The 20,798-nt window shown below is 34.3% G+C and carries 23 protein-coding genes; 10 read left to right on the forward strand and 13 right to left on the reverse strand.

The features are described 5' to 3' along the window. Window positions 1-33 precede the first annotated feature (33 nt). On the forward strand, window positions 34-1,269 hold the full coding sequence (locus BS621_RS01850; protein ID WP_077141620.1) for a glutathione S-transferase: 1,236 nt from the start codon (window positions 34-36) through the stop codon (window positions 1,267-1,269). A 2-nt stretch (window positions 1,270-1,271) separates the two neighbouring features. Here the strand turns inward: BS621_RS01850 and dnaA are convergent, their stop codons facing one another. Next, on the reverse strand, window positions 1,272-2,666 hold the full coding sequence (dnaA, locus tag BS621_RS01855) for a chromosomal replication initiator protein DnaA (RefSeq protein WP_077141621.1): 1,395 nt from the start codon (window positions 2,664-2,666) through the stop codon (window positions 1,272-1,274). 193 nt (window positions 2,667-2,859) lie between these two features. On the opposite strand from dnaA, the gene BS621_RS01860 reads away from it, so the two are divergent. Next, window positions 2,860-3,471, forward strand: coding sequence for a TIGR04282 family arsenosugar biosynthesis glycosyltransferase (locus BS621_RS01860; RefSeq protein WP_025931567.1), 612 nt, complete (start codon window positions 2,860-2,862; stop codon window positions 3,469-3,471). A gap of 5 nt (window positions 3,472-3,476) precedes the next feature. Then, window positions 3,477-4,160 (forward strand): TIGR04283 family arsenosugar biosynthesis glycosyltransferase, encoded by a 684-nt coding sequence (locus BS621_RS01865; RefSeq protein WP_077141622.1) that lies wholly within the window; start codon window positions 3,477-3,479, stop codon window positions 4,158-4,160. On the opposite strand, the gene BS621_RS01870 is transcribed toward BS621_RS01865, so the two are convergent. Genes BS621_RS01870 through hisG form a run of 3 tightly spaced genes read right to left on the reverse strand, consistent with a single transcriptional unit; the run spans window position 4,161 to window position 7,138 of the window. Then, entirely contained in the window at window positions 4,161-4,691 is a 531-nt protein-coding gene (locus BS621_RS01870; protein ID WP_077141623.1) for a GNAT family N-acetyltransferase, read from the reverse strand. Further along, window positions 4,691-6,487: an ABC transporter ATP-binding protein gene (locus tag BS621_RS01875; RefSeq protein WP_077141624.1), complete on the reverse strand. Its 1,797-nt coding sequence runs from the start codon at window positions 6,485-6,487 to the stop codon at window positions 4,691-4,693. Before BS621_RS01875 ends, BS621_RS01870 begins: the two co-directional genes overlap by 1 nt. A gap of 12 nt (window positions 6,488-6,499) precedes the next feature. Then, window positions 6,500-7,138 (reverse strand): ATP phosphoribosyltransferase, encoded by a 639-nt coding sequence (gene hisG, locus BS621_RS01880; protein WP_077141625.1) that lies wholly within the window; start codon window positions 7,136-7,138, stop codon window positions 6,500-6,502. A 40-nt stretch (window positions 7,139-7,178) separates the two neighbouring features. Between hisG and gloB the strand changes: the two genes are divergently transcribed. The 3 genes from gloB to BS621_RS01895 all read left to right on the forward strand — a co-directional run bounded on the left by gloB (window position 7,179) and on the right by BS621_RS01895 (window position 8,649). Then, window positions 7,179-7,919 carry a hydroxyacylglutathione hydrolase gene (gloB, locus tag BS621_RS01885; RefSeq protein ID WP_077141626.1) on the forward strand — a complete coding sequence of 247 codons (741 nt, stop codon included), beginning with the start codon at window positions 7,179-7,181 and terminating at the stop codon, window positions 7,917-7,919. Window positions 7,920-7,943: 24 nt separating this feature from the next. Beyond that, the gene (locus tag BS621_RS01890) at window positions 7,944-8,336 is read left to right on the forward strand and encodes a Rid family detoxifying hydrolase (protein ID WP_077141627.1); all 393 of its coding nucleotides are present in this window, start codon (window positions 7,944-7,946) and stop codon (window positions 8,334-8,336) included. 85 nt (window positions 8,337-8,421) lie between these two features. Then, the gene (locus tag BS621_RS01895; protein WP_002806681.1) at window positions 8,422-8,649 is read left to right on the forward strand and encodes a DUF3136 domain-containing protein; all 228 of its coding nucleotides are present in this window, start codon (window positions 8,422-8,424) and stop codon (window positions 8,647-8,649) included. A 6-nt stretch (window positions 8,650-8,655) separates the two neighbouring features. Here BS621_RS01895 and BS621_RS01900 read toward each other — a convergent pair whose 3' ends face one another. From BS621_RS01900 to BS621_RS01935, 8 genes are all read right to left on the reverse strand, one after another. Then, entirely contained in the window at window positions 8,656-8,895 is a 240-nt protein-coding gene (locus tag BS621_RS01900; RefSeq protein ID WP_077141628.1) for a 4a-hydroxytetrahydrobiopterin dehydratase, read from the reverse strand. A gap of 74 nt (window positions 8,896-8,969) precedes the next feature. Then, entirely contained in the window at window positions 8,970-9,218 is a 249-nt protein-coding gene (locus BS621_RS01905; RefSeq protein WP_077141629.1) for a carboxysome peptide B, read from the reverse strand. An 18-nt stretch (window positions 9,219-9,236) separates the two neighbouring features. Continuing rightward, on the reverse strand, window positions 9,237-9,488 hold the full coding sequence (locus tag BS621_RS01910) for a carboxysome peptide A (RefSeq protein ID WP_077141630.1): 252 nt from the start codon (window positions 9,486-9,488) through the stop codon (window positions 9,237-9,239). A 2-nt stretch (window positions 9,489-9,490) separates the two neighbouring features. Then, window positions 9,491-11,020 carry a carboxysome shell carbonic anhydrase gene (locus BS621_RS01915; RefSeq protein ID WP_077141631.1) on the reverse strand — a complete coding sequence of 510 codons (1,530 nt, stop codon included), beginning with the start codon at window positions 11,018-11,020 and terminating at the stop codon, window positions 9,491-9,493. A gap of 7 nt (window positions 11,021-11,027) precedes the next feature. Next, the gene (csoS2, locus tag BS621_RS01920; RefSeq protein WP_077141632.1) at window positions 11,028-13,325 is read right to left on the reverse strand and encodes a carboxysome assembly protein CsoS2; all 2,298 of its coding nucleotides are present in this window, start codon (window positions 13,323-13,325) and stop codon (window positions 11,028-11,030) included. Window positions 13,326-13,406: 81 nt separating this feature from the next. Then, window positions 13,407-13,748 carry a ribulose bisphosphate carboxylase small subunit gene (locus BS621_RS01925; RefSeq protein WP_011376108.1) on the reverse strand — a complete coding sequence of 114 codons (342 nt, stop codon included), beginning with the start codon at window positions 13,746-13,748 and terminating at the stop codon, window positions 13,407-13,409. Window positions 13,749-13,839: 91 nt separating this feature from the next. Continuing rightward, window positions 13,840-15,255, reverse strand: coding sequence for a form I ribulose bisphosphate carboxylase large subunit (locus BS621_RS01930; RefSeq protein ID WP_002805854.1), 1,416 nt, complete (start codon window positions 15,253-15,255; stop codon window positions 13,840-13,842). 67 nt (window positions 15,256-15,322) lie between these two features. Beyond that, window positions 15,323-15,634: a BMC domain-containing protein gene (locus BS621_RS01935; RefSeq protein ID WP_002807869.1), complete on the reverse strand. Its 312-nt coding sequence runs from the start codon at window positions 15,632-15,634 to the stop codon at window positions 15,323-15,325. Between the two features lie 327 nt (window positions 15,635-15,961). Between BS621_RS01935 and BS621_RS01940 the strand changes: the two genes are divergently transcribed. After that, the gene (locus BS621_RS01940; protein ID WP_032517753.1) at window positions 15,962-16,546 is read left to right on the forward strand and encodes a non-canonical purine NTP pyrophosphatase; all 585 of its coding nucleotides are present in this window, start codon (window positions 15,962-15,964) and stop codon (window positions 16,544-16,546) included. Window positions 16,547-16,553: 7 nt separating this feature from the next. Here BS621_RS01940 and BS621_RS01945 read toward each other — a convergent pair whose 3' ends face one another. Beyond that, window positions 16,554-17,324, reverse strand: a complete 771-nt coding sequence (locus BS621_RS01945) for a hypothetical protein (protein ID WP_011818055.1) — start codon at window positions 17,322-17,324, stop codon at window positions 16,554-16,556. 97 nt (window positions 17,325-17,421) lie between these two features. Here BS621_RS01945 and BS621_RS01950 point away from each other — a divergent pair, with 97 nt between their 5' ends. From BS621_RS01950 to BS621_RS01960, 3 genes are all read left to right on the forward strand, one after another. Then, complete coding sequence (locus BS621_RS01950; protein WP_077141633.1) at window positions 17,422-17,790, forward strand: hypothetical protein; 369 nt, start codon at window positions 17,422-17,424, stop codon at window positions 17,788-17,790. A 157-nt stretch (window positions 17,791-17,947) separates the two neighbouring features. Continuing rightward, window positions 17,948-19,204, forward strand: a complete 1,257-nt coding sequence (locus tag BS621_RS01955) for a ferredoxin:protochlorophyllide reductase (ATP-dependent) subunit N (protein WP_077141634.1) — start codon at window positions 17,948-17,950, stop codon at window positions 19,202-19,204. Window positions 19,205-19,209: 5 nt separating this feature from the next. Further along, complete coding sequence (locus tag BS621_RS01960) at window positions 19,210-20,781, forward strand: ferredoxin:protochlorophyllide reductase (ATP-dependent) subunit B (protein WP_077141635.1); 1,572 nt, start codon at window positions 19,210-19,212, stop codon at window positions 20,779-20,781. The last annotated feature ends 17 nt before the right edge of the window (window positions 20,782-20,798 follow it).

Raw genomic sequence — 20,798 nt, forward strand, 5'->3', positions numbered from 1 at the left:
TTATAACGTTAGTTTATAGCTTTAATTCAAATAATGAATGGGATTTTGACATGGGATGATTTAAATAAATTTGAAATTGAAGATCTTGATAGAGTCCATGGTGTAAATAATTCCTACGCAAATTTAAGATTATTTGGACATAGCGAAAATGATGTATTAGTTACTCTCTATAGAGATAGGCATTCTTGGTGTCCTTACTGTCAGAAGATATGGTTATGGCTTGAATTTAAGAAAATTCCATACAGAGTCAAGAAAATAAATATGTTTTGCTACGGCCAAAAAGAAAGTTGGTTCCTTGAAAAAGTCAGATCCGGGAAATTACCTGCAATTGAATTTAAAGGAAAAGTTATAACTGAAAGCGACGATATCATAGCTTTTTTAGAAAATGAATTTGGAGCACTTGGATCTTTTATAACATCTAGTCACCTTATCAAAATTCGAGAGTTAGAAAGAGAAATTTTCAGATCCTGGTGTAATTGGCTCTGCCGAGAAAGCTTTAATTTTATAGATAACTCTTTTAGAAAAAAAAGATTTAAAGAATCCATTTCCAAACTCGATGAAATCTTAAGTAGCTCAAAATCAGGGTTTGTTGATCCATCAGTTTCTAACACGGGTGATATAGAGCCTGGTGTTGGAGATATAATTTTTATTCCCTATATGGAGAGAATGAATGCATCACTTATATATTATAAAGGGTTTAATTTAAGATCTAATTATCGTCATGTAGATAACTGGCTTACCCTTTTTGAGGGGACAAGTGCTTATAGAGGCACTCAAGGAGATTTTCATACTCATTCTCATGATTTACCCCCACAAATGGGAGGATGCTATAAAGAAAGCAATGAACAACAGATTACTTTCTCTAAGCTAATAGATACCGGGGAAGGTTTAGGTAATTATGAATTAAACCAAAATTATGAGTCAAAATATTATGCAACAATTGCTCTTAAAAGAGTGATAAAGCATAAAGACAATTTACTAAAGGTAAACCCATACAATAAAGAATCCTTTGACGAATCATTGAGATCAGCTTTGAGCCATATGATCACAGGTGAAGTATTAATCCCTAAAAAACTTTCAGGAATCTCTCTAAGATACTTAAAAAACAGAATCTCAGTTCCAAGAGATATGCCAATTATTTCAGCAAGGTTATTAAGGCAATCATTAAATAAAATTGAATCGCTTAGTAATATCAATGAAATAGATAAGATACCTTTTAGGCATAGATATGATCAAGATCCAATAAATTTCACTTCTAGTTATAAGTAAAACTATAAATTTTTTCTTGAATCTATTTGAAGTAAATCTCTTATTTTTTGAACCTGACTTGCAATATTTGGATCAATAGATAACTTTTTTTCAACTTGTTCAATAGCATACATAACTGTTGTATGGTCCTTACCACCAAATTCATCTCCAATTCTTGGTAGGCTTAGATCCGTACCATGTCTCATAAGATACATACCTATTTGTCTAGCTTGACTTACTGGTTTTCTCCTACTTGAACTGATCAATTCATCAGTAGAAACTTTAAAGAAATCTGACACTTTATTAATAACTTGTTTTGGAGTAACAACTACACCAACACTATTAGGATCAAGCATTGGAGCAATTGATTGAACTGTCATTGGCAAGCCTGTTATTGATGCAAATGCAACAGCTCTAGTAAATGCTCCTTCCAATTCTCGAATATTCGAAGTGAATCTTCCTGCTATAAATTGAATTAAATCTCTTGGAAGACTCATCCTCTCTTGTTCTGCCTTTTTTTGAAGGATGGCTGTCCTAGTCTCAAGATCAGGTGGTTGAATATCTGCGGTCATACCCATTGAGAACCTAGAAATTAATCTCTCTTGAATTCCCGACAATTGATTTGGTGGTCTGTCACTTGCAATAACTATTTGACTTCCTGATTCGTGAAGTGCGTTAAAAGTATGAAAGAATTCTTCCTGTGTATACTCTTTGCCTTCTAAGAACTGTATATCATCAATTAAAATCAAATCTACATTTCTATATTTATCTCGAATAGCTGTCATTCCATCTCTTCGAATACCACTAATAACATCATTTGTAAAAGTCTCTGTAGATACATATTTAACTTTTGCTTCTGGATCTATTTCTACTCGATAATGCCCTATTGCTTGCATTAAATGAGTCTTACCAAGGCCTACTCCTCCACAAATAAATAATGGATTGAATTCTCTCCCAGGAGATTCGGCAACGGCTAAAGCTGCGGCATGAGCCAACCTACTATTTGGACCTACAACAAATCTTTTAAAGACGTAGCGTAAATTTAAACCATTAGGATTTTTGAATTGATTTTTTGAAGAATTATTTTGGTTATTACTAGAAAAAGATCTTGATTTATGATGAACATTCTTTTCGTTAGCTTTATCTTCATTTGTTAGATCGCTGCTGGTATTCGTTTCAGATTTAAAAACAACTTTTACATCATGACCGCAGATTTCCTTCGCAGCTTTTTCAATAGTTTCACAATAATTCTTTCTCAACCAATCACTAGAAAATGTATTTGGGGCGATTAGAGTTAATAAGCCATTTTCAAAACAATTAAACTTAGCAGGCCTTATCCATGTCTCAAATGAAGGCTTACTTAAAGTTTTTTGGAGTGATTGTTGAACTTCCGCCCAAATAGGATTAGTTGCTTGCAAAGTTTTATTCTCTAGATTATTAATCTAGTTGGAATTTAATAATTGGCCATTATCAAATCACAAGATCACGACAAATTTAAAATTATTTAACAAAGTATCGACTAAATTTATAAAAATAAATTTTATATTTTTTAATAGGCATATAATTATTTTAAATTTAACTAAATTATTGGATAAAGCATTACTTATAATCATGGCGAAATGGCATGGTTTTGGAAGATGCAAAACAAGATTATCAAAAGATATAGGTAAAAGTAATTCAGCGAAAATACAAAGTGTAATGACAAAACACACTATTTCAGTTGCAAAATTTCTTCAAGAAAATAAACTGCTTGATATTTCTATTGCCATAACTGGTTTGGGAGTAGGAAATTGTAGAAAATGGTCTAGAGAATTAGGCATCAAAAAATTTAATTTGCAGGGGAAAGGCTGCTTGGGAGAAAAAATGAAACGGCAAATAATTATCAACAAAAAATTTTGTGCAAGGCATAAAATCAAAAATATTATTTTTATTGGTACTGACCTTCCAGATTTATGCCATCAAGATTTATTGAATACTCTAAAAGAGCTTCAACATAATGATCTTATTTTAGGACCATCTAACGATGGAGGATATTGGCTTATCGGTTTATCAGAAAAAATAATGTTATCACATACATATTTACCTTTTATCAACATAAAGTGGGGAACAGAAAATGTTCTTCAAAATACAATTGATAATTTTGCTTCTAAAAAATTAAAATACAAGTTTCTAGATAAAAAAATAGATATAGATACAATTATTGATATTGAAAATAGAAAATAATCGACTTGTCAAAAATTTCAATTATCATTCCAACAATTAATGAAGCTAGTAATTTGCCATTATTGCTTTCAGACTTGTCAAGTATTCAGAAAGAGGGCGAAATCATAATTGTTGATTCTGGAAGTGAAGATAAAACTATCGACATAGCAAATATTTATGGAGCGAAAGTATTTATATCCAAAGAAAGGAATCGAGGTTTACAATTAGATATTGGAGCTAAAAATTCAAAAGGAGAGTGGCTCATATTTTTACATGCAGACACAAGATTAACTCATGATTGGTTTAAAAAAATAAACTCATTTTTAGAGGGAAACAAGAATATTATTTACTATTTTGAATTCAAAATTAATCACAAAAAGATAATTTATAGATTTCTCGAAATGCTCGTGAATATTAGAAGTAAATTTTTTAAAAAACCGTATGGTGATCAAGGTTTAATAATTCATAGAACAACCTATTTTAAGAATAATGGATTTAGAAATATACCTTTGATGGAAGATGTAGATTTTTTAATGAGATTAAACAAAAAAAAAGATTTAAAACAATTAAATTTTCCTATTTTTATAAGTTCAAGGAAATGGGAAAGAACTAATATTTTTCTCCAAGCTATTAAGAACTGGCACTTTAGAAGAAGATGGTTAAAAGGCGAATCGTTAAAATCTATATATTCTGACTACTACAAAAAATGATTAATTTGCATACCAAAAAGCACATTTCGACCCTCTAGGTTCTAAAATCCAACCTTGTCTTTTGTAAAATGAAACCACTTCAGCATCAGCAAAAAGGGTTACTTTAGAAATGCCAATATTTTTCAATTCTTTTAGGACATACCTCATTATCTCTTTCCCCAATCCAAGTCCTTGATAGACAGGGTTAATAGCCACATCCCAAACTGTTGCTTCTAGAATTCCATCGCCAGTGCATCTTGCAAATCCAACTAGTCTGGGAAATTTATCATCATGACGCCATAACCCAACCACCAAAATACTGTAATCTAAAGCTCTTTTTACTCTCCTTATAGGCCTTCTGCTCCAACCAACAGTTTGCAAAAGTTGATCTAGTTCTATTAGATCTAAATCTTTATTTTTACTACATACAAAGATTTCTTCTTTAGTTGTATGAGTGAACTCATAAGAATTCAAACCATAGAGATCTATCAGCTCATCCTTTGATATACTGTTTGATTTTTTTATTAACGATCCTTGGTTTCTAAAAATCATTAAAAATTCACGAATCCCTTTTGTTGAAGCTCAGAGAGCTGAAAATATAAACCCTTTTTAAGTCTTAATTCACTATGCGTTCCCTCCTCAACTAATGATCCCCCTTTTAAGACTAAAATTTTATCAGAACTTTCAATAGTTGCTAATCTATGAGCTATTACTAATGCTGTTCTTTTTGACAGAATTCTTTCAAGATCTTTTTGCAAAGTAGCTTCTGTTGAGGGATCCATAAACGCTGTTGCTTCGTCCATTATTAAAACAACAGGATTTCTAATAGCTACTCGAGCTACGGAAAGAAGTTGTCTCTCTCCCGAAGAGAGATTTCCTCCTCTCTCTCTTAGTGAGGTGTTCAAACCTTCTGGTAATTTTTTTAACAAATTATCTAACCCTAATTCGTAACAAAGATTTTCTAATTCAAGATTGTCTAGATTCGAATTAAGTTTTAAATTATCTGCGACATTTCCACTAAAGATAAAGGTATCTTGCAAAACTACTCCCAACATATTTCTAAGAGTTGCAATAGGAATATCTTTGATATCAATATCATCGATTAAAATTTGACCCGATTGAGGTTCATACAATCTACACAATAGTCTTATTATGGTTGTCTTACCTGAACCAGTTGGACCTACAAAAGCCACATGCTCTCCTGGATTAATCTTGAAAGATAAATTTTTTATAATGTGTTCTCCTTCGTTGTAGAAAAAATTAACATTTTTGAACTCAATTTTGCCCTTAAATTTTTTATTTACATTTTTAGCATTTTCTAAAAAATGTTTTGCGGAAGTAGAATCTTTAATCTGTATTTCTTCATCCAATAATTCGTTTATTCTTTCTACAGCTGTTAAACCTCCTTGTATTTGAGTAAATCTTTCTGCAAGCTGCCTTAAAGGTTCAAAAAGTCTTTGAGAATATAAAATAAAAGTTGTTAATGTTCCTAAACCAATATTTCCAGAAGTAACAAGATATCCTCCAACTGCCAAAACCAAGGAAACTGCAGCAAGAGAAATCCATTCTATAAACGCTGAAATACTACTGTCATAAAATATTGTTCCATTAACTGCTTTCTTATAAGCAACTCCAGTTTTGGAAAATTTTTTGCTATTAAAAGCCTCTCTTCTGAACATCTGAACGACTTCTAAACCTTGAAGATTCTCTTGAAAATCAGAGTTTAGTTGAGACAATTCTTCCCTTACTTGATAATTGGCTCTTCTGTAACGTTTTTGAAGCCAGATAATAAAATATGAAACTGGGATTTGAGTCAAAAGTAATAAAATGGCAAGCCCCCGATCAATTGACAGCATTGTCAAAGAAATTACTATCAGACTAACGAAATCAGCAATGACTCCTACTGCCCCACTCCCAAAAACCTCGGCTAAAGCATCAACATCATTTGTTAATCTTGTTAATAATTTCCCCACAGGCATTTTATCGTGATACCTAAGAGATAAAGATATTGAATGATCAAAAAGTTCTCTTCTTATTCTTGCTGTCAAACGTTGTCCCACTGCTTGGATATTGTAAGTTTGGTATCCCTGCAGAACTAATCTGAATAAAACAGTTATAAATAAAGATACGATAATGGCATTTATCGACTGCCCAAAGAAAGTTTTACTTAGCCAAACATCTGTAGTTTCATTCTTTAGAATAGTAATTGCTTGACCAACTAATAATGGTTGAATAGCTCCAGAGAAAGAAACAGGTAACAAAACTATCAAGATTAGATAGATTGTTTTTTTATCTTTTGTTAAAAATTTACCTAACTTTTTAATCCTTCTAAAATCTTTAAAAAACATTTAGCTAATCTTCTATAAAGCATTAGTTGATTCTATTGATAAAATTGTATCTCTGAGATGATTATCATCTAACCTCATAGATAAAGGATTTCCAATTAGTCTTGCAGTCGAGTAATAAAGATCATCTATTTTAATCAAACCATTCTCTTTGAGAGTCTTTCCGGTTGCCACCAAATCAACTATTGCCTCTGCCATACCCGTAATAGGACCAAGCTCGACTGATCCCGTCAAATGTACTATATCTACAGGAATATTTAATTCTTCAAAATAAGATCTTGCTGTTTTTGTAAATTTACTTGCTACTTTACAATTCGCTGGGAGATCGGTTGGTTTTAAATAATTGCTATTTTTCTTAACCGCCAACGACATATGACAACCCCCAAATCCTAAATCTAATAATTTTGCGACTTTTAATTCAGATTCTCGTAAAACGTCATACCCAACAATACCCAAATCAGCCTGCCCATAACTTACATAAACAGGCACATCCCCATTTCTTACTAATAGAGCTTTTGCCCTTTTGCAATTTGATTCAAAGGTTAATGATCTATTATTTTCTTCCAACGCATTAGAGAAATCTAACCCAGCTTTTTTAAAAGTTGAAATTGAATCTTTTAACAGAGCTCCTTTTGGTAAAGCTATAGTAATCATAGATCAATTTCTTCCAAGGATTCTTCATTCTAATTTAACAATGGAATTTAATAAAGCTCGAAATATAACTGGACTTAGAGTTTTAAGTGATAACGTCATATGGTTGTTGGTAAAAGATAAATCCGTTGTAGTTATAGATCCATCAGTACACGAACCAGTTGTTAGATATATAAATGAAAACAATTTTCACTTAGAAGCTATTTTGCAAACTCATCATCATTCAGACCATATTGGAGGGACGAAGTCTCTTATTGAAAAATGGCCAAATGTAAAGGTGATTGCTTCCTCCAAAGAAAAAAAGCGAATCCCTTTTCAAAATGTATCTGTTGAAGATGGAGAAACTTTAAACATTTTAGGGGAAGAAGTAAAAATAATTGAAGTATTAGGTCATACAAACTCACATATTGCCTTCTTTTTGAATGGGGAAGATCCTGTTCTTTTTATTGGTGACACATTATTTTCTGGAGGCTGTGGAAGAATTTTTGAGGGAACTTATCAACAAATGTATTCTTCACTAGAAAGAATCAAATCTTTACCAAAAAATACTCTGATATATTGTGCACATGAATATACAAAGGAAAATATATTGTGGGCATTGAATCTCAAGCCAAAAGATCAAGATATAAAAAATAAACTTTCGGAAGTTGAAAAAAAACTTTCACTTAATGAATTGACAATTCCATTTTTACTTGATGAAGAGATGAAAATAAACCTTTTCTTAAGAGCAAAAAATTTAGAAGAATTTACTTTTTTAAGAGCAAATAAAGATTTATGGGTTTAAATAGATAGGTATCTTCCTAAACAAATGTCCCCCAAACAAGTAATTAAAACATCAAATGCTCCTGATCCAGTAGGACCTTATAATCAAGCAATAAAAGCTGGAGATTTTATCTATTGTTCTGGTCAAATTGCTATAGACCCAGCTGTAAATGAAATAACTTGTTTAGGTGATATAGAGAAGGAAACTATTCAAGTTTTAAAAAATCTTGCAGAAGTTCTTAAAGCTGGTGGAGCCAAAATAGAGGATGTAATAAAAACAACTATTTACTTAACGGACTTAAGTAATTTTCAAATTGTCAATAAAATATATAGTGATTTTTTTAATATAGAGAATCCTCCCGCAAGGGCCTGTGTGGAAGTTTCATCTCTACCAAAAGGAGTTTTAGTTGAAATAGATTGCGTCGCATTTCTAGATTAATTTCTAATTATTGAGAAATTTGAAATATGAACCAATTGTGCACCATAGTTGTATAGATTATTAGTTGATAATTCATCTTTGATCTATGTCAGCAGCAAAGCTTAATATAGATGAACTAGAAGCAGGTTATCCTTTATTTTGCAAAGCTCTTAGACTATTAATCTTAAAAGGAAACTCAGTTAAAGATATAGAAAAGACAGTATGTTGGGGTCATCTTGAGACTTTAAATAGATGTCTACCTGGTAGATATAAAGCCCCAACATATTTAATGGCTTTAATCAAAAGAGATATTGCAAAGCCTAATAATTATTAAAAAGGACTAATACTCTAAATAAAATTTATCAATATCCATTGAAAAGTCTTTTTCCTTTTCTGATATTTCTTTATTATCTAAAAATATTGAAAGACTTACAAAATTCTTACCGAAGCTGATATTTGGATAGACATCCCTTTCTTTGCATAATTTCTCAATTTCCCCAATGAATTTACTAATTTTTGAGTATTGATCAAATTCAAATCTTTTTTCAATCCTCAAAGGTGATTCCCTTTCATTCCACATTACATTCTTTATTCAAGACTAGTTACACTATACATTCAACAAAGTTTATAAATAAATTTTTGAAGTTAAAATTTTTAGTCACTCTCCCAATAATCAATAATACCTCCAATTGTTAAATCCGTTTGAACTTCTGGGTTAGGGCATGCAAACCTCGCAGCAGAGCCACTGGCAGTAAAAACCCAGTTACCTTCTCTAGCACCAACAGGATCAACAGCAACTAATTTCTTGCCCTTATTATTTTCCAAAATTCTTAAATTCATATATCCTAAGCCAGCGACTCTTTGAGTACATACCATTCTTCCTAATACCTTCATAATTTCCATAATTTATATCCTCCTTTTTTATGACTTGTCAGAATCCCAATGATCAATTATTCCAACAATCGTTAAATCGCTTGGATAAGATTTACTTCCAGCTGCTTCCCTAGCAGCAGAACTTCCAACACAAATAACCCAATCTCCTGGCTTACAGCCAACAGCATCAACTGCAACTTTTTTAGAAGAACCATCTAATACAACCTGCAGATGTTTATGTTCAAAACCAGGAATCCTATTGGTAGAAACAAGTGGTTTTACAACCTTGCAAATCAACATAATTAGTGAGCCTCCTCTGTTTTTTTATCTAAAGACATTCCAATAATTTTGGCGGAATGAATGTTGTCCCTATCTCTAATAGTAGAGCAAGTGTGTAACAAACCTTGATCAACTAAATTTTTATATCTAATTGATATCGCATTATTAACTCTTTCACAATCTTTTATTGCCCTCTCTTTTGCACCAGGCACTTTTCCAGAGTAATCAAATCTTATTACTACTGGAATAGGTAGATCTTGAGAAACATTTAATCCAGAAAAAATCTTCACTCCTACATCTAAATCTGGAGCCCCTTCTTCGACTGTATCTAAATGAGCAAAATAAGTTAAATTTCTGAGATGTACTTCTTTAAAACCTATACCTACTCCAATAAACCTCTCTGCATGTCCAATATCTTCATAGGAACCATTATGAAAACTCTTAACATAATCAATTTGAGAAATATTATTGACAATTAATTTATACATAAATTTTTCAAGTCCACTGAGTTTATCTTTTGAAGATTGTTTAGAAATTATTTGACAAATTTCTCTCTCTGCATCCTCTTGTGAAAAGTTTATTGTTGAATTATAAATTTCCAAAGTAGAAATAGTTTTTTCTAAATCAATCCCTCCATCCCTTGTTGACAAATGTATTTTTAATGAATCAGTGTCTGTATCAAGTCCAATTAACATTAAATCCACAGAAGCACCACAGCAAAAGCTATTCTCTACAGCCTCTTTGAAAGCATATAGTTTACTTCTACCTTCTTCTGCCGCTAACTCCTCATTACTCCCATGAGCTGCACATCCCTGATGCAAAGGATCTACAGAACTAAAATGATAAGTTACAACTTTTAAATACCTGGTATCTTTATGCGCTTCATTAGGAATATTCTCTCTATATCTTTTATGTTCAGTTTTTACCCATCGATTAACGGTATTTTCAATATCAAATAGTGCTCCAGCATGGGATCTTCTTCTTACTGAACTAAAAGGTATTCTCATTACATAAGCAATTGAATGAGCTAATCTTCCATCTGAACAAGGAGTTATATCAAGTAAATGTATTCCGCAATCTAAGAGAAATTTTTCAAAGTCTTCCGCATCCCTACTTCCAGCGGCACCGTCAAGTGGATCATTGTTAAAAAAATTGTCGCTAAGTTTCTCATGCTGTTTGAAAGCACACCATGCATATAAAGCCCTCATATCAAGAGGTTTAACCCAGGATTTATCTAATACATGTAGGGGTAAATCTATTCCCAAATTTTTTCTTGATATTTTCTGAGCCTTATTTATAAAATCTTCGTGATGTTGAATTCGAGCAATTTCCTTGAGAGTTGGAACAATTTCGTCAAAATCACCTTTTATTTTACTTTCATACCTAAATAGATTTTCATTTTGGATATTGTTAGTTAATTTATGAGAATTTCCAGAATTTGGGGAATTATTTGATTCTTTAGTTTGTATATGGATATTTTCAGTAAAAGTTTTCATTGGAGCTGTTGGCCCCAATGTGAAGTTCTTGGCTTTAGCCAGTCCTCTTAAAGGCATTATTTACTTAACCTCTTGCACCACCTGAAAAGGTAACAAGTTGTCCTTCACGAGTATTGCCACTAGATCCAGTTATCAAGAAATCTGGTTTTTCTGTTTCCTCATTTCTTTTAACTTCCATATGGGGCATTGCGCTCATAAATCCTGCTCTTGATGGATTTCGCTTTCTAGAGGAAGCTCCTTCTGTACCTGTTACCTTATCGCCACGATCCCAATCATCTCCAGTTACGTTTCCTACTGATTGTCCTTCACCAGTAATCCTTGATGCAACTCTTTTTTCAGGTGTCTTTGCAACACGGTCTGCCTCTTCAATTTCCATTTTTTGTTTATAAGTAATATTTTTATTAGGTTCAAATCTAAATTTTTCAGTCCCAGTGACCTTATCAACTGCCATATCAAAAGGACCTGTTACCTTTGAACCATTTTCATATTCATTACCTGTAACTCCTTGAGTATTTTTTTCAGAATACTTATCTCTTGATGGTGATTTAACAGAGAATTCATTCCAAGAGTTACCTGCTGACTTTTCTGGATTCGCATAAGCAGTATCATTTGGAGGATTATCACAAGCTTGTGAAAACTGATCTCCGCCAACATAAGGAGTCCCTGTTAGATTTTTACACGCACCTTTCTTAGCACCAGTCATTACTCCGCCAATTCCTGGTTGTTGTCCTGTAAGTCTGGCATTTGAATTATTTCCAGAATTAACTGTTGATCGGGATTTCATATCTTCAGAAATCTCAGTACTACAATTATCATTAATCTGATCCAAGCCTGCGTATGGTGTTCCTGTTAGCACTTTGCATGAACCCGGTTCATCTCCAGTTACTATTTTTGATCTTCCTGTCATAGTCCCGCTGATTAAATTTGACTTTGAAGAAAGACTTAAACCTACTTTTCTAGCTTCTGGTATTGGTTTTGAACCACAAAACTTCTCATATTGTTGAGAACCTATGTACTCATCACCAGTTACATTCTTGCAACTCCCTTGTTCATTGCCTGTCATATGGTCTGATCTTCCTACACCTGTACCAGTTACATTATTCCCATTAAGAGTGTTGTAACTGCCTACTTTTTCAAATGCTTTACCTTTTGGATTTGGCTCTGAGCCAAGATATTGATCTCCAGTTAACTGATGTCCAGAACCTGATTCATCTCCAGTTACCAGAGTTGATCTACCTGGAAGTGATCCAGATACTTTTAATCCATCAGTTGTAGTACTATGTTTAACCTTTGAGGGATTTTTTGGAACATCACCACAATACTTCTGTGATTGATTAGCAGATACATATTCAGTACCGGTAAGGTTTTTACAAGTTCCTGGCTCATCGCCTGTGACCCTCTCAGATCTACCGACTTCATTTCCGGTTACTTTATTACCTGTTGTTGTAGAGGTAACAGTAGATCTAAGTGGTTGTTTATAACTTGGTCTATCTTGACAAAATTGATCAAGTACTTCTGCTCCCATATATTGAGTACCTGTGACAGTTCTGCATGTACTTGCTTCATTACCTGTAGTTTTTACAGATCTATTAGCTTGTGTTCCAGTAACTATTTGACCTGAATCAGTTTCACTTTTACCAACTTTCCAGCTAGCATCAGCAATATTTTGTTTGGCTCCATTTTTATTTGGACCACATGGTCTACATTTACCATTACCTTTTTTGCCTGTGGCACCAGTTTTACTTCTTAGCTCTCTCACTCTCTGAGAAATCTCTCTGCTACTTAAATCTGGGTCTCCCCTTCTAGCTAAAGAAGCTGCACTGGTATTTTGTTTAGTTGCTGATTTACCATGCTTGGATTGAGCTTCTCTTCTCGCTAAAACAATATCTCTACTTGTATTAGTAATAGGCTTTCTTTTCTGATTAATTCTTCTTTTAACGTTTGGTTTTGATGTTTTAATTTCTGTATTATGGGAATTTTGAACTTCTTGATTTTTGCTTGTGGTAGTTTTGACTGTGTTTACAGGACTTTCTTTTTTAACATCAGTTCGAGTTCTATCGGATGAAGTTATAGCTGATTTCCCATGGGTAGACATTGCTTTTCTTCTCTCTATTACTAACTCTTTACTAGATAAATTTGTGGGAGAAGATTTTCTATTTACATGCGTTTTTGGAATATGTTTTGTAGCTGGTTTAGAAAAGTTTTGATTATTAGGAGAAGACTGAGTCCCAGAAATCTGTATATCTTGAGAAGATCGAACTCTATCTTGCGTTGTTGAAGAATAAGCAGCAGCTTTTTTACCGCTATCACTCATCGCCTTTCTTCTTTCTAGTGCAATCTCTCTACTGGTTTTTTTTGACATAATCTTCAAATGTGAAACTCTTTTGAAAAACTTTCTCCAAAAATATTTTTTGGAGAAAGATATTTACTACATAAAGTAGATTTAACGTCCTTGGAAAACTACAAAAGCTGTTCCTTGGCTTTGAGTGTAAGCATCGTATCCGATGATTCTTACATGGTGATCAGGATATGCTCTATGACATGCCTCTAATTCACTTACAACCAAGTTAAGATCTTTTTCCCCAAAGAATGGGAGTTTCCAATAAGACCAATAAGTTTGCATACTTCCACTAGGATGAACATGCTCAATAACAGGACTCCAGCCTTGAGCAATTATGTATGCAATTTGATCGTATATTTCTTCCTGGGTCATCGGTGGTAAGAAACCGAATGTTTCCAGGGTTGCAACTGTTTGATAGTCGCCTACTGTGCTCTGGAAAGGCATAATTAATTTAAATGTGAATGAAATTTACTCGTAATAGAACGAGATTTGTAGAAGTTTGAGGAGAAGAATCTCCTCAATTTTGAAATCTGGTTTAACCTTGAACGTCTAGTTTGTCGACGGTATCAAATTCAAACTTAATTTCCTTCCAAGTTTCAAGAGCGATAGCTAATTCAGGACTGTGTTTAGCAGCTTCCATAAGAATGTCTCTACTCTCTTTTTCGATTTCGCGACCAGCATTACGTGCTTTTACGCAAGCTTCTAAAGCAACTCTGTTGGCTGCAGCTCCAGCAGCTGAACCCCATGGATGACCATGTGTTCCTCCACCAAACTGAAGACAAGAATCATCTCCAAAAATTGCTAGGAGTGCAGGCATATGCCATACGTGAATACCACCTGATGCGACAGCAAATACTCCTGGCATTGAACCCCAATCTTGATCAAAGAAGTTACCTCTTGATCTATCTTCGGGAACAAATGACTCTCTTAAGTTGTCAATGTAACCAAGAGTTGTTTGACGATCACCTTCTAGTTTTCCAACAACAGTTCCAGTATGCAGTTGATCGCCTCCGGAGAGTCTCAAACATTTTGCTAGAACCCTGAAATGGATACCGTGTTTTGGATGTCTATCAATAACAGCATGCATCGCTCTATGAATATGTAGAAGCATGCCATTTTTACGACACCAGTTTGCTAATCCAGTATTTGCAGTGAAACCGCCAGTTATATAATCATGCATGATGATTGGCATATCTAGCTCTTTTGCAAATTCAGCTCTTTCGTAAAGCTCTTCAGGAGTGTTGGCAGTACAGTTTAGGTAGTGACCCTTAACTTCGCCAGTTTCCTGCTGAGCAAGCTTAACTGCTTCTGCAACAAACTCAAACCTTTCTCTCCAACGTTGGAATGGCTGAGAGTTTATATTCTCGTCATCCTTCGTTAAATCGAGACCACCTCTAAGGCACTCATATACAACTCGACCATAGTTTTTACCAGATAATCCTAATTTAGGTTTAATGGTACAACCAAGTAGAGGTCTTCCATATTTGTTTAAACGATCTCTTTCAACTACGATTCCATTTGGTGGACCACCGCAAGTTTTGATGAAAGCGATTGGGAATCTAATATCTTCTAGACGTAGGTGTCTTAGAGCTTTAAATCCAAAAACGTTTCCTACAAGAGATGTTAATACGTTTGTAATAGAACCTTCTTCAAAAAGATCTAAAGGATATGCAATAAAAGCATAAAAAGCTTCAGGGTCTCCAGGAACGTCTTCGATTCGATAACAACGTCCTTTATAAAATTCTAAATCTGTAAGTAACTCGGACCAAACTGTTGACCAAGTACCTGTTGAAGATTCAGCGGCAACAGCTGCTGCAACTTCTTCTCTGGGAACACCTTCTTGACCTGTACATTTGAAACAGGCTAGTAAATCGGTGTCTAGGGGTACATATTCTGGAGTCCAGTAGGTATCTCTGTACTCCTTTACCCCTGCATCATACTTCTTACTCATAAGGATAAATTTAGGTCTGTGTAGGGAAAATAATTATTGTGCAAAATTTAAAAATTTGCTTTATTTATTAGTCCTTTTGACCAAGAAATTCACCGTTACCAAGAGCTGGTTCAACTTCTCTATGAGGACGAGCAATAATGTGAGCTGCAACTAAACCGTCACCAACTCTTTCACAAGCATCAGCACCAGCTCTTACAGCTGCGTTAACTGCTCCTGTTTCTCCTCTAACTAATACTGTGACATAACCGCCACCTACGAATTCACGACCAATAAGGCGAACTTCTGCAGCCTTTGTCATTGCGTCAGCTGCTTCGATTGCAGGTACAAGTCCGCGTGTCTCGATCATGCCGAGAGCGATACCCATTGTTTCTGTAGCCATTGTCTACTAATTACTAAATGTGGAATGTTCAATCCGAAGAATGCTTCATTAAGTACTTATAAGTCAAGCGTTTTCGATAAAATCTCCATTAATGTTTTTTCTATCATTCATAAGTTAAACTTATCACCCTTGGTACTATTGATATGTCAATACTTATGCAAATTAGTTAGTGCATCAAAACATACTGTTGTGTTAAGAAAAAATTTACATTATGTTATTTCCGTACGAGGCAGGCCCTGTCTACACAGGTGTGGAATGTTCAACCTTTCCTGTCTCCGTATCTAGCTTTGAAGTAAGATAATATCCTCAATAAATTTATTTATTATTTTGAACCATCCAGTCCTTACTATTGCGAGTGGCAACAAAACTAAAGTTTCTGAAATTTCGGCAATGCTGGATGTTTTGTCTTTAAGGGTTCAGAAGCAACCAGAATATTTAAATGTCGAAGAGACTGGAGACACATATTTTGAGAATGCACTTTTAAAAGCAAAAGCAGCTGCTTTAGAGACAAAAACCTGGGCATTAGCTGACGATTCGGGACTTGAAGTAGATGTTTTAGATGGTCGACCAGGCATATATTCTGCTCGATATGCCAAAAACAACTCTGAAAAAATTAAAAAATTAATTAATGAACTTTCTGATAGTCCCTACAGGAGCGCGAGATTTATAAGTTGTATGGTTTTATGTGATCCCTCAGGAAACTTAGTGAAGGATTCAACTGGAATATGCTGGGGAGAAATTCTTAAGACTCCAAAATATCCAAATGGGGAGTTCGAATCTGTTTTTTGGGTAAAAGAAGCTAACTGTGTTTACGGTGAGCTATCACAATCACAACTAAGTAAGTTAGGAAGCAGGGGTAAAGCCGCCAGAATTATGTCACCTTACCTCAAAAAAGAAATTGGTTTAAATTAAAAAATTCTCAATAATTTGAAATTTCATCAATTGCTCTTATAGCAGCAGCTGCTGCTTCTTCTACATCTCCTTCTTTCCCAGCGAGAGTTAATCTACCAAAAGCGCCAACTGCCTTTACATCTACAACAGTTATATTTGATGCTTTTTCTGCTTCATTTGCTGCTTTTAAGACATACCCAGCTGGTTCAGTTTCTAATATAAACATGCTCATTCCAGATTGAATCATTGATCCACTTCTGTTTTGTCTATTTATTAAAACAGCATGGTCTGGAGTAATAGCTCGAATAACTTCTGTCCAACTTGTTGAAGGTTTGGTTCTTTTTCTAACTTCACTTCCAATAGCATCTAGAACAACATCCCCAGAATGTAAAACAGTACTTTGATCTTTGTGATAAAGAGCAAGAGAGCCAAATGCTCTTTCAACAATCATCTGACCAAGTCTTACATTACTTGCTTTTAGGGCAATATCAGTGACTCTATGAACGGCCATCCCTGGTGAAACTTCCATCCATAGGCATGAATCTCCAGGTATGGGTAAAAAACCCCTACTAACCGTCCCCATATATGCAGCTAATTGAGGTTGAAGAGAATCTAAAAAAACATATGTTCTCAACTCAATTTGCTCAACTTGACTTGCTTGTCTGGACACCAAAGACTTTTCTGAATCAGTTGTAATAAAACAGCTTGCACCACTGGCCTGAGATTGCACCTCAGATCCCGTGACTAGGGAACTTCCTTTTTTTCGTTCCCCTCTGTTTAAACTAGAAGTTGGTTCCATTCACGCGACTATAACGGATAATGGTTCATTTTTTCTATTAAATTTACTTGCATGCTTCCAACAAAACGATAACTTCAAGTAAAAGATATGCATTTTTATGGGAACTTCTCAAAAAAAAGAACCAAATGTTTCTGGTACTAAAAAAGAATTAACTCCTGATCAAACTCTTGGATTAGTTAGCCTTAGCTTGATGCAAAAACTATCTCAGAAAGACCCATCTTTTAGTTGGTTAGAAGAAGATAAAATTGAAAAAGTAAATCTTAAGAACCTTAGAGATAGATTGGAGTTAACCCAATTAGCTATAAATACTGGAGCACCTTTAACCACTTCAGAAGTGACAGCTTTAATTGGGGCAAAGCCCGGTAAATCTAAGTTAGAAAGAGCAGGATTATTAGCAACTAAAATAGCTAGAAATGTGTGGAAACTTTCGAAAACAAGTCAAGGAAATTCCTTCTACAGAAATTAAAATACGCCCCAAAAGTTTTTTTCATAATTCCCATTTAAGTATTTAAACATTCATATAAGTTTTTTAAATGTGTTCATTTTGTAAGAGAACTTATTAATTACTTTCTTAAATTAAAAAGTGTATGCAAGCTTGAACTATAAGCTCTTGAAAATTTTTAATGAGTAAAGTTGAATTTAATAAGGAAACTGGGCCCAGGGAAGTTTTTTGTGGTCTAACTTCAATAGTTTGGCTCCACAGAAGAATGCCGGATGCTTTTTTTCTAGTTGTAGGCTCAAGGACATGTGCTCATTTAATTCAAAGCGCTGCTGGAGTTATGATTTTTGCTGAGCCAAGATTTGGTACAGCTATTCTCGAAGAAAAAGATCTTGCTGGTCTTGCTGACGCTCATGAAGAATTAGATCGAGTTGTAAATGATCTTATTGCGAGAAGACCAGAAATAAAAACTCTTTTTCTAGTTGGATCTTGTCCAAGTGAGGTAATCAAATTAGATCTTGCCACTGTCGCAGAGAAATTAAATAAAAGATTTTTAGGTCAAGTGAGATTCGTTAATTACTCTGGCAGTGGGATAGAAACAACTTTTACCCAAGGTGAGGATGGCGCCTTAAAAGCTTTAATTCCATTAATGGAGTCATCAAATGAGGAGAAATTATTATTAGTTGGTACTCTTGCAAATAATGTAGAGGATAGGTTTAAAAAGATTTTTAAAAATTTAGGAATTTCAAATATTGAGAGCTTCCCGCCCCGTCAATCAACAGAATTACCGAAGATTGGCAAAAATACAAAAGTTTTATTAACTCAGCCTTATTTAAGTGATACCGTTCGAGACCTAAAACATCGTGGTTGTGAAATAATTTCGGCTCCATTTCCTCTTGGTATCGAAGGAAGTACTGAATGGTTTTTAGCTGCAGCGAAAGCTTTCAAAATTAATGAACTTAAAGTTCATGAAATTATTTCGCCTTTAATTAGTAGAGCAAAACTTGCTCTTGAATCTCATAAAGAAATACTTAAGGGGAAAAGATTATTTCTTCTTCCTGAATCGCAACTGGAGATATCCTTGGCAAGATTTTTGCATAATGAATGCGAAATGGATCTTGTAGAGGTGGGCACTCCTTACCTAAATAAAGATTTAATGAAAGAGGAGATTAATTTATTACCTGATAATACAAAAATTGTCGAAGGACAACATGTAGAAAAACAATTAGATCGAGTAAGGGAATCTAATCCAGACTTAGTAGTTTGTGGAATGGGTTTAGCTAACCCACTGGAGGCCGAAGGAATTAGTACTAAGTGGTCCATAGAAATGGTATTCAGTCCAATTCATGGAATTGATCAAGCCGCAGACTTAGCAGGTCTCTTCTCTAAACCTTTAAGAAGGAATCAAATACTAACTAAGAAAACTTTAGTAACTCATTAAAAACTATGGAATTAACTCTTTGGACTTATGAAGGACCGCCACATGTTGGTGCGATGAGAATTGCTTCTTCAATGAAAGATCTTCATTATGTTCTTCATGCCCCTCAAGGAGATACATATGCAGATCTTCTTTTTACAATGATTGAAAGGAGGGGGGAAAGACCTCCAGTAACTTATACAACTTTCCAAGCTAGAGACCTTGGAGGCGATACAGCTGAATTAGTGAAGAAAAATATTAAGGAAGCTGTCGAACGATTTAAACCCAAAACTCTTTTAGTTGGAGAAAGTTGTACGGCAGAATTAATCCAAGACCAACCTGGGGCTCTTGCAAAAGGAATGGGTTTTGATATGCCAATTGTTAATCTTGAATTACCTGCCTATAGCAAGAAAGAAAATTGGGGAGCTTCAGAAACTTTTTATCAATTAACAAGAACTCTTTTGAAAGAGAAAGTAAGTTCTTCAGAAAAAATAAGTCCTCTAAGGTGGAAGGAGTTAGGTCGCAGACCAAAAGTCAATATACTGGGTCCTTCATTACTGGGATTTAGATGCAGAGATGATGTAATTGAAATCCAACGCATACTTTCAGAGCAAGGAATAGATACAAACGTAGTTGCTCCATTAGGTGCTAGTCCAGATGATATTGAAAGACTAATTGATGCTGAAATAAATATTTGTCTTTATCCAGAAATTGCGGAAGCATCATGCGAATGGCTTAAACGGAACTTTGGAATGGAATATACAAACACTATTCCAATTGGAATAAAAAATACAATTGAATTTATAAGTGAAGTTCATAACAAGTTGGATCTCCCCTTGACTAATAAAGAAGAATTAGAAAATAAATCAAAACTTCCTTGGTACTCAAAATCAGTTGACTCTAATTACTTAACTGGCAAAAGGGTTTTTATTTTTGGTGATGGAACACATGCAATCGCAGCCGCAAAAATTGCCAAAGAGGAATTAGGTTTTGAAGTAGTTGGTCTTGGGACATACAGTAGGGAAATGGCAAGACAGGTAAGAGCAAAAGCAAAAGAACTTAATGTGGAAGCTTTAATTACTAATAATTACTTAGAAGTAGAAGATGCAATGAAAAAAGCCGCACCTGAACTAGTTTTAGGGACTCAAATGGAAAGGCATAGTGCCAAGAGACTTGGCATTCCATGTTCAGTAATAAGTACACCAATGCATGTTCAAGATGTTCCTGCAAGATATAGCCCACAAATGGGATGGGAAGGAGCAAATGTGATTTTTGATGACTGGGTACATCCCTTAATGATGGGATTAGAAGAGCATCTTATAGATATGTTTAAACATGACTTTGAGTTTGTCGACGGTCATCAAAGCCATTTAGGACATACAGCGACAAACACAAAGGACATTTTAAATTCTTACGAAAAAGAAGAGAATAATCCAAAAGAGGACATTATTTGGACTGAATCAGGTAGAGCTGAATTAACAAAAGTTCCATTTTTTGTAAGAGGTAAAGTTAAAACAAATACCGAAAAATATGCAATCTTGAGAGGAATTCCAGAAATAAGCGATGAAACTCTTTACGATGCCAAGGCATATTTTAGTTAATTTTTTACTAATAAATT

This window comes from Prochlorococcus sp. RS04 (assembly GCF_001989455.1).
GTDB lineage: Bacteria > Cyanobacteriota > Cyanobacteriia > PCC-6307 > Cyanobiaceae > Prochlorococcus_A.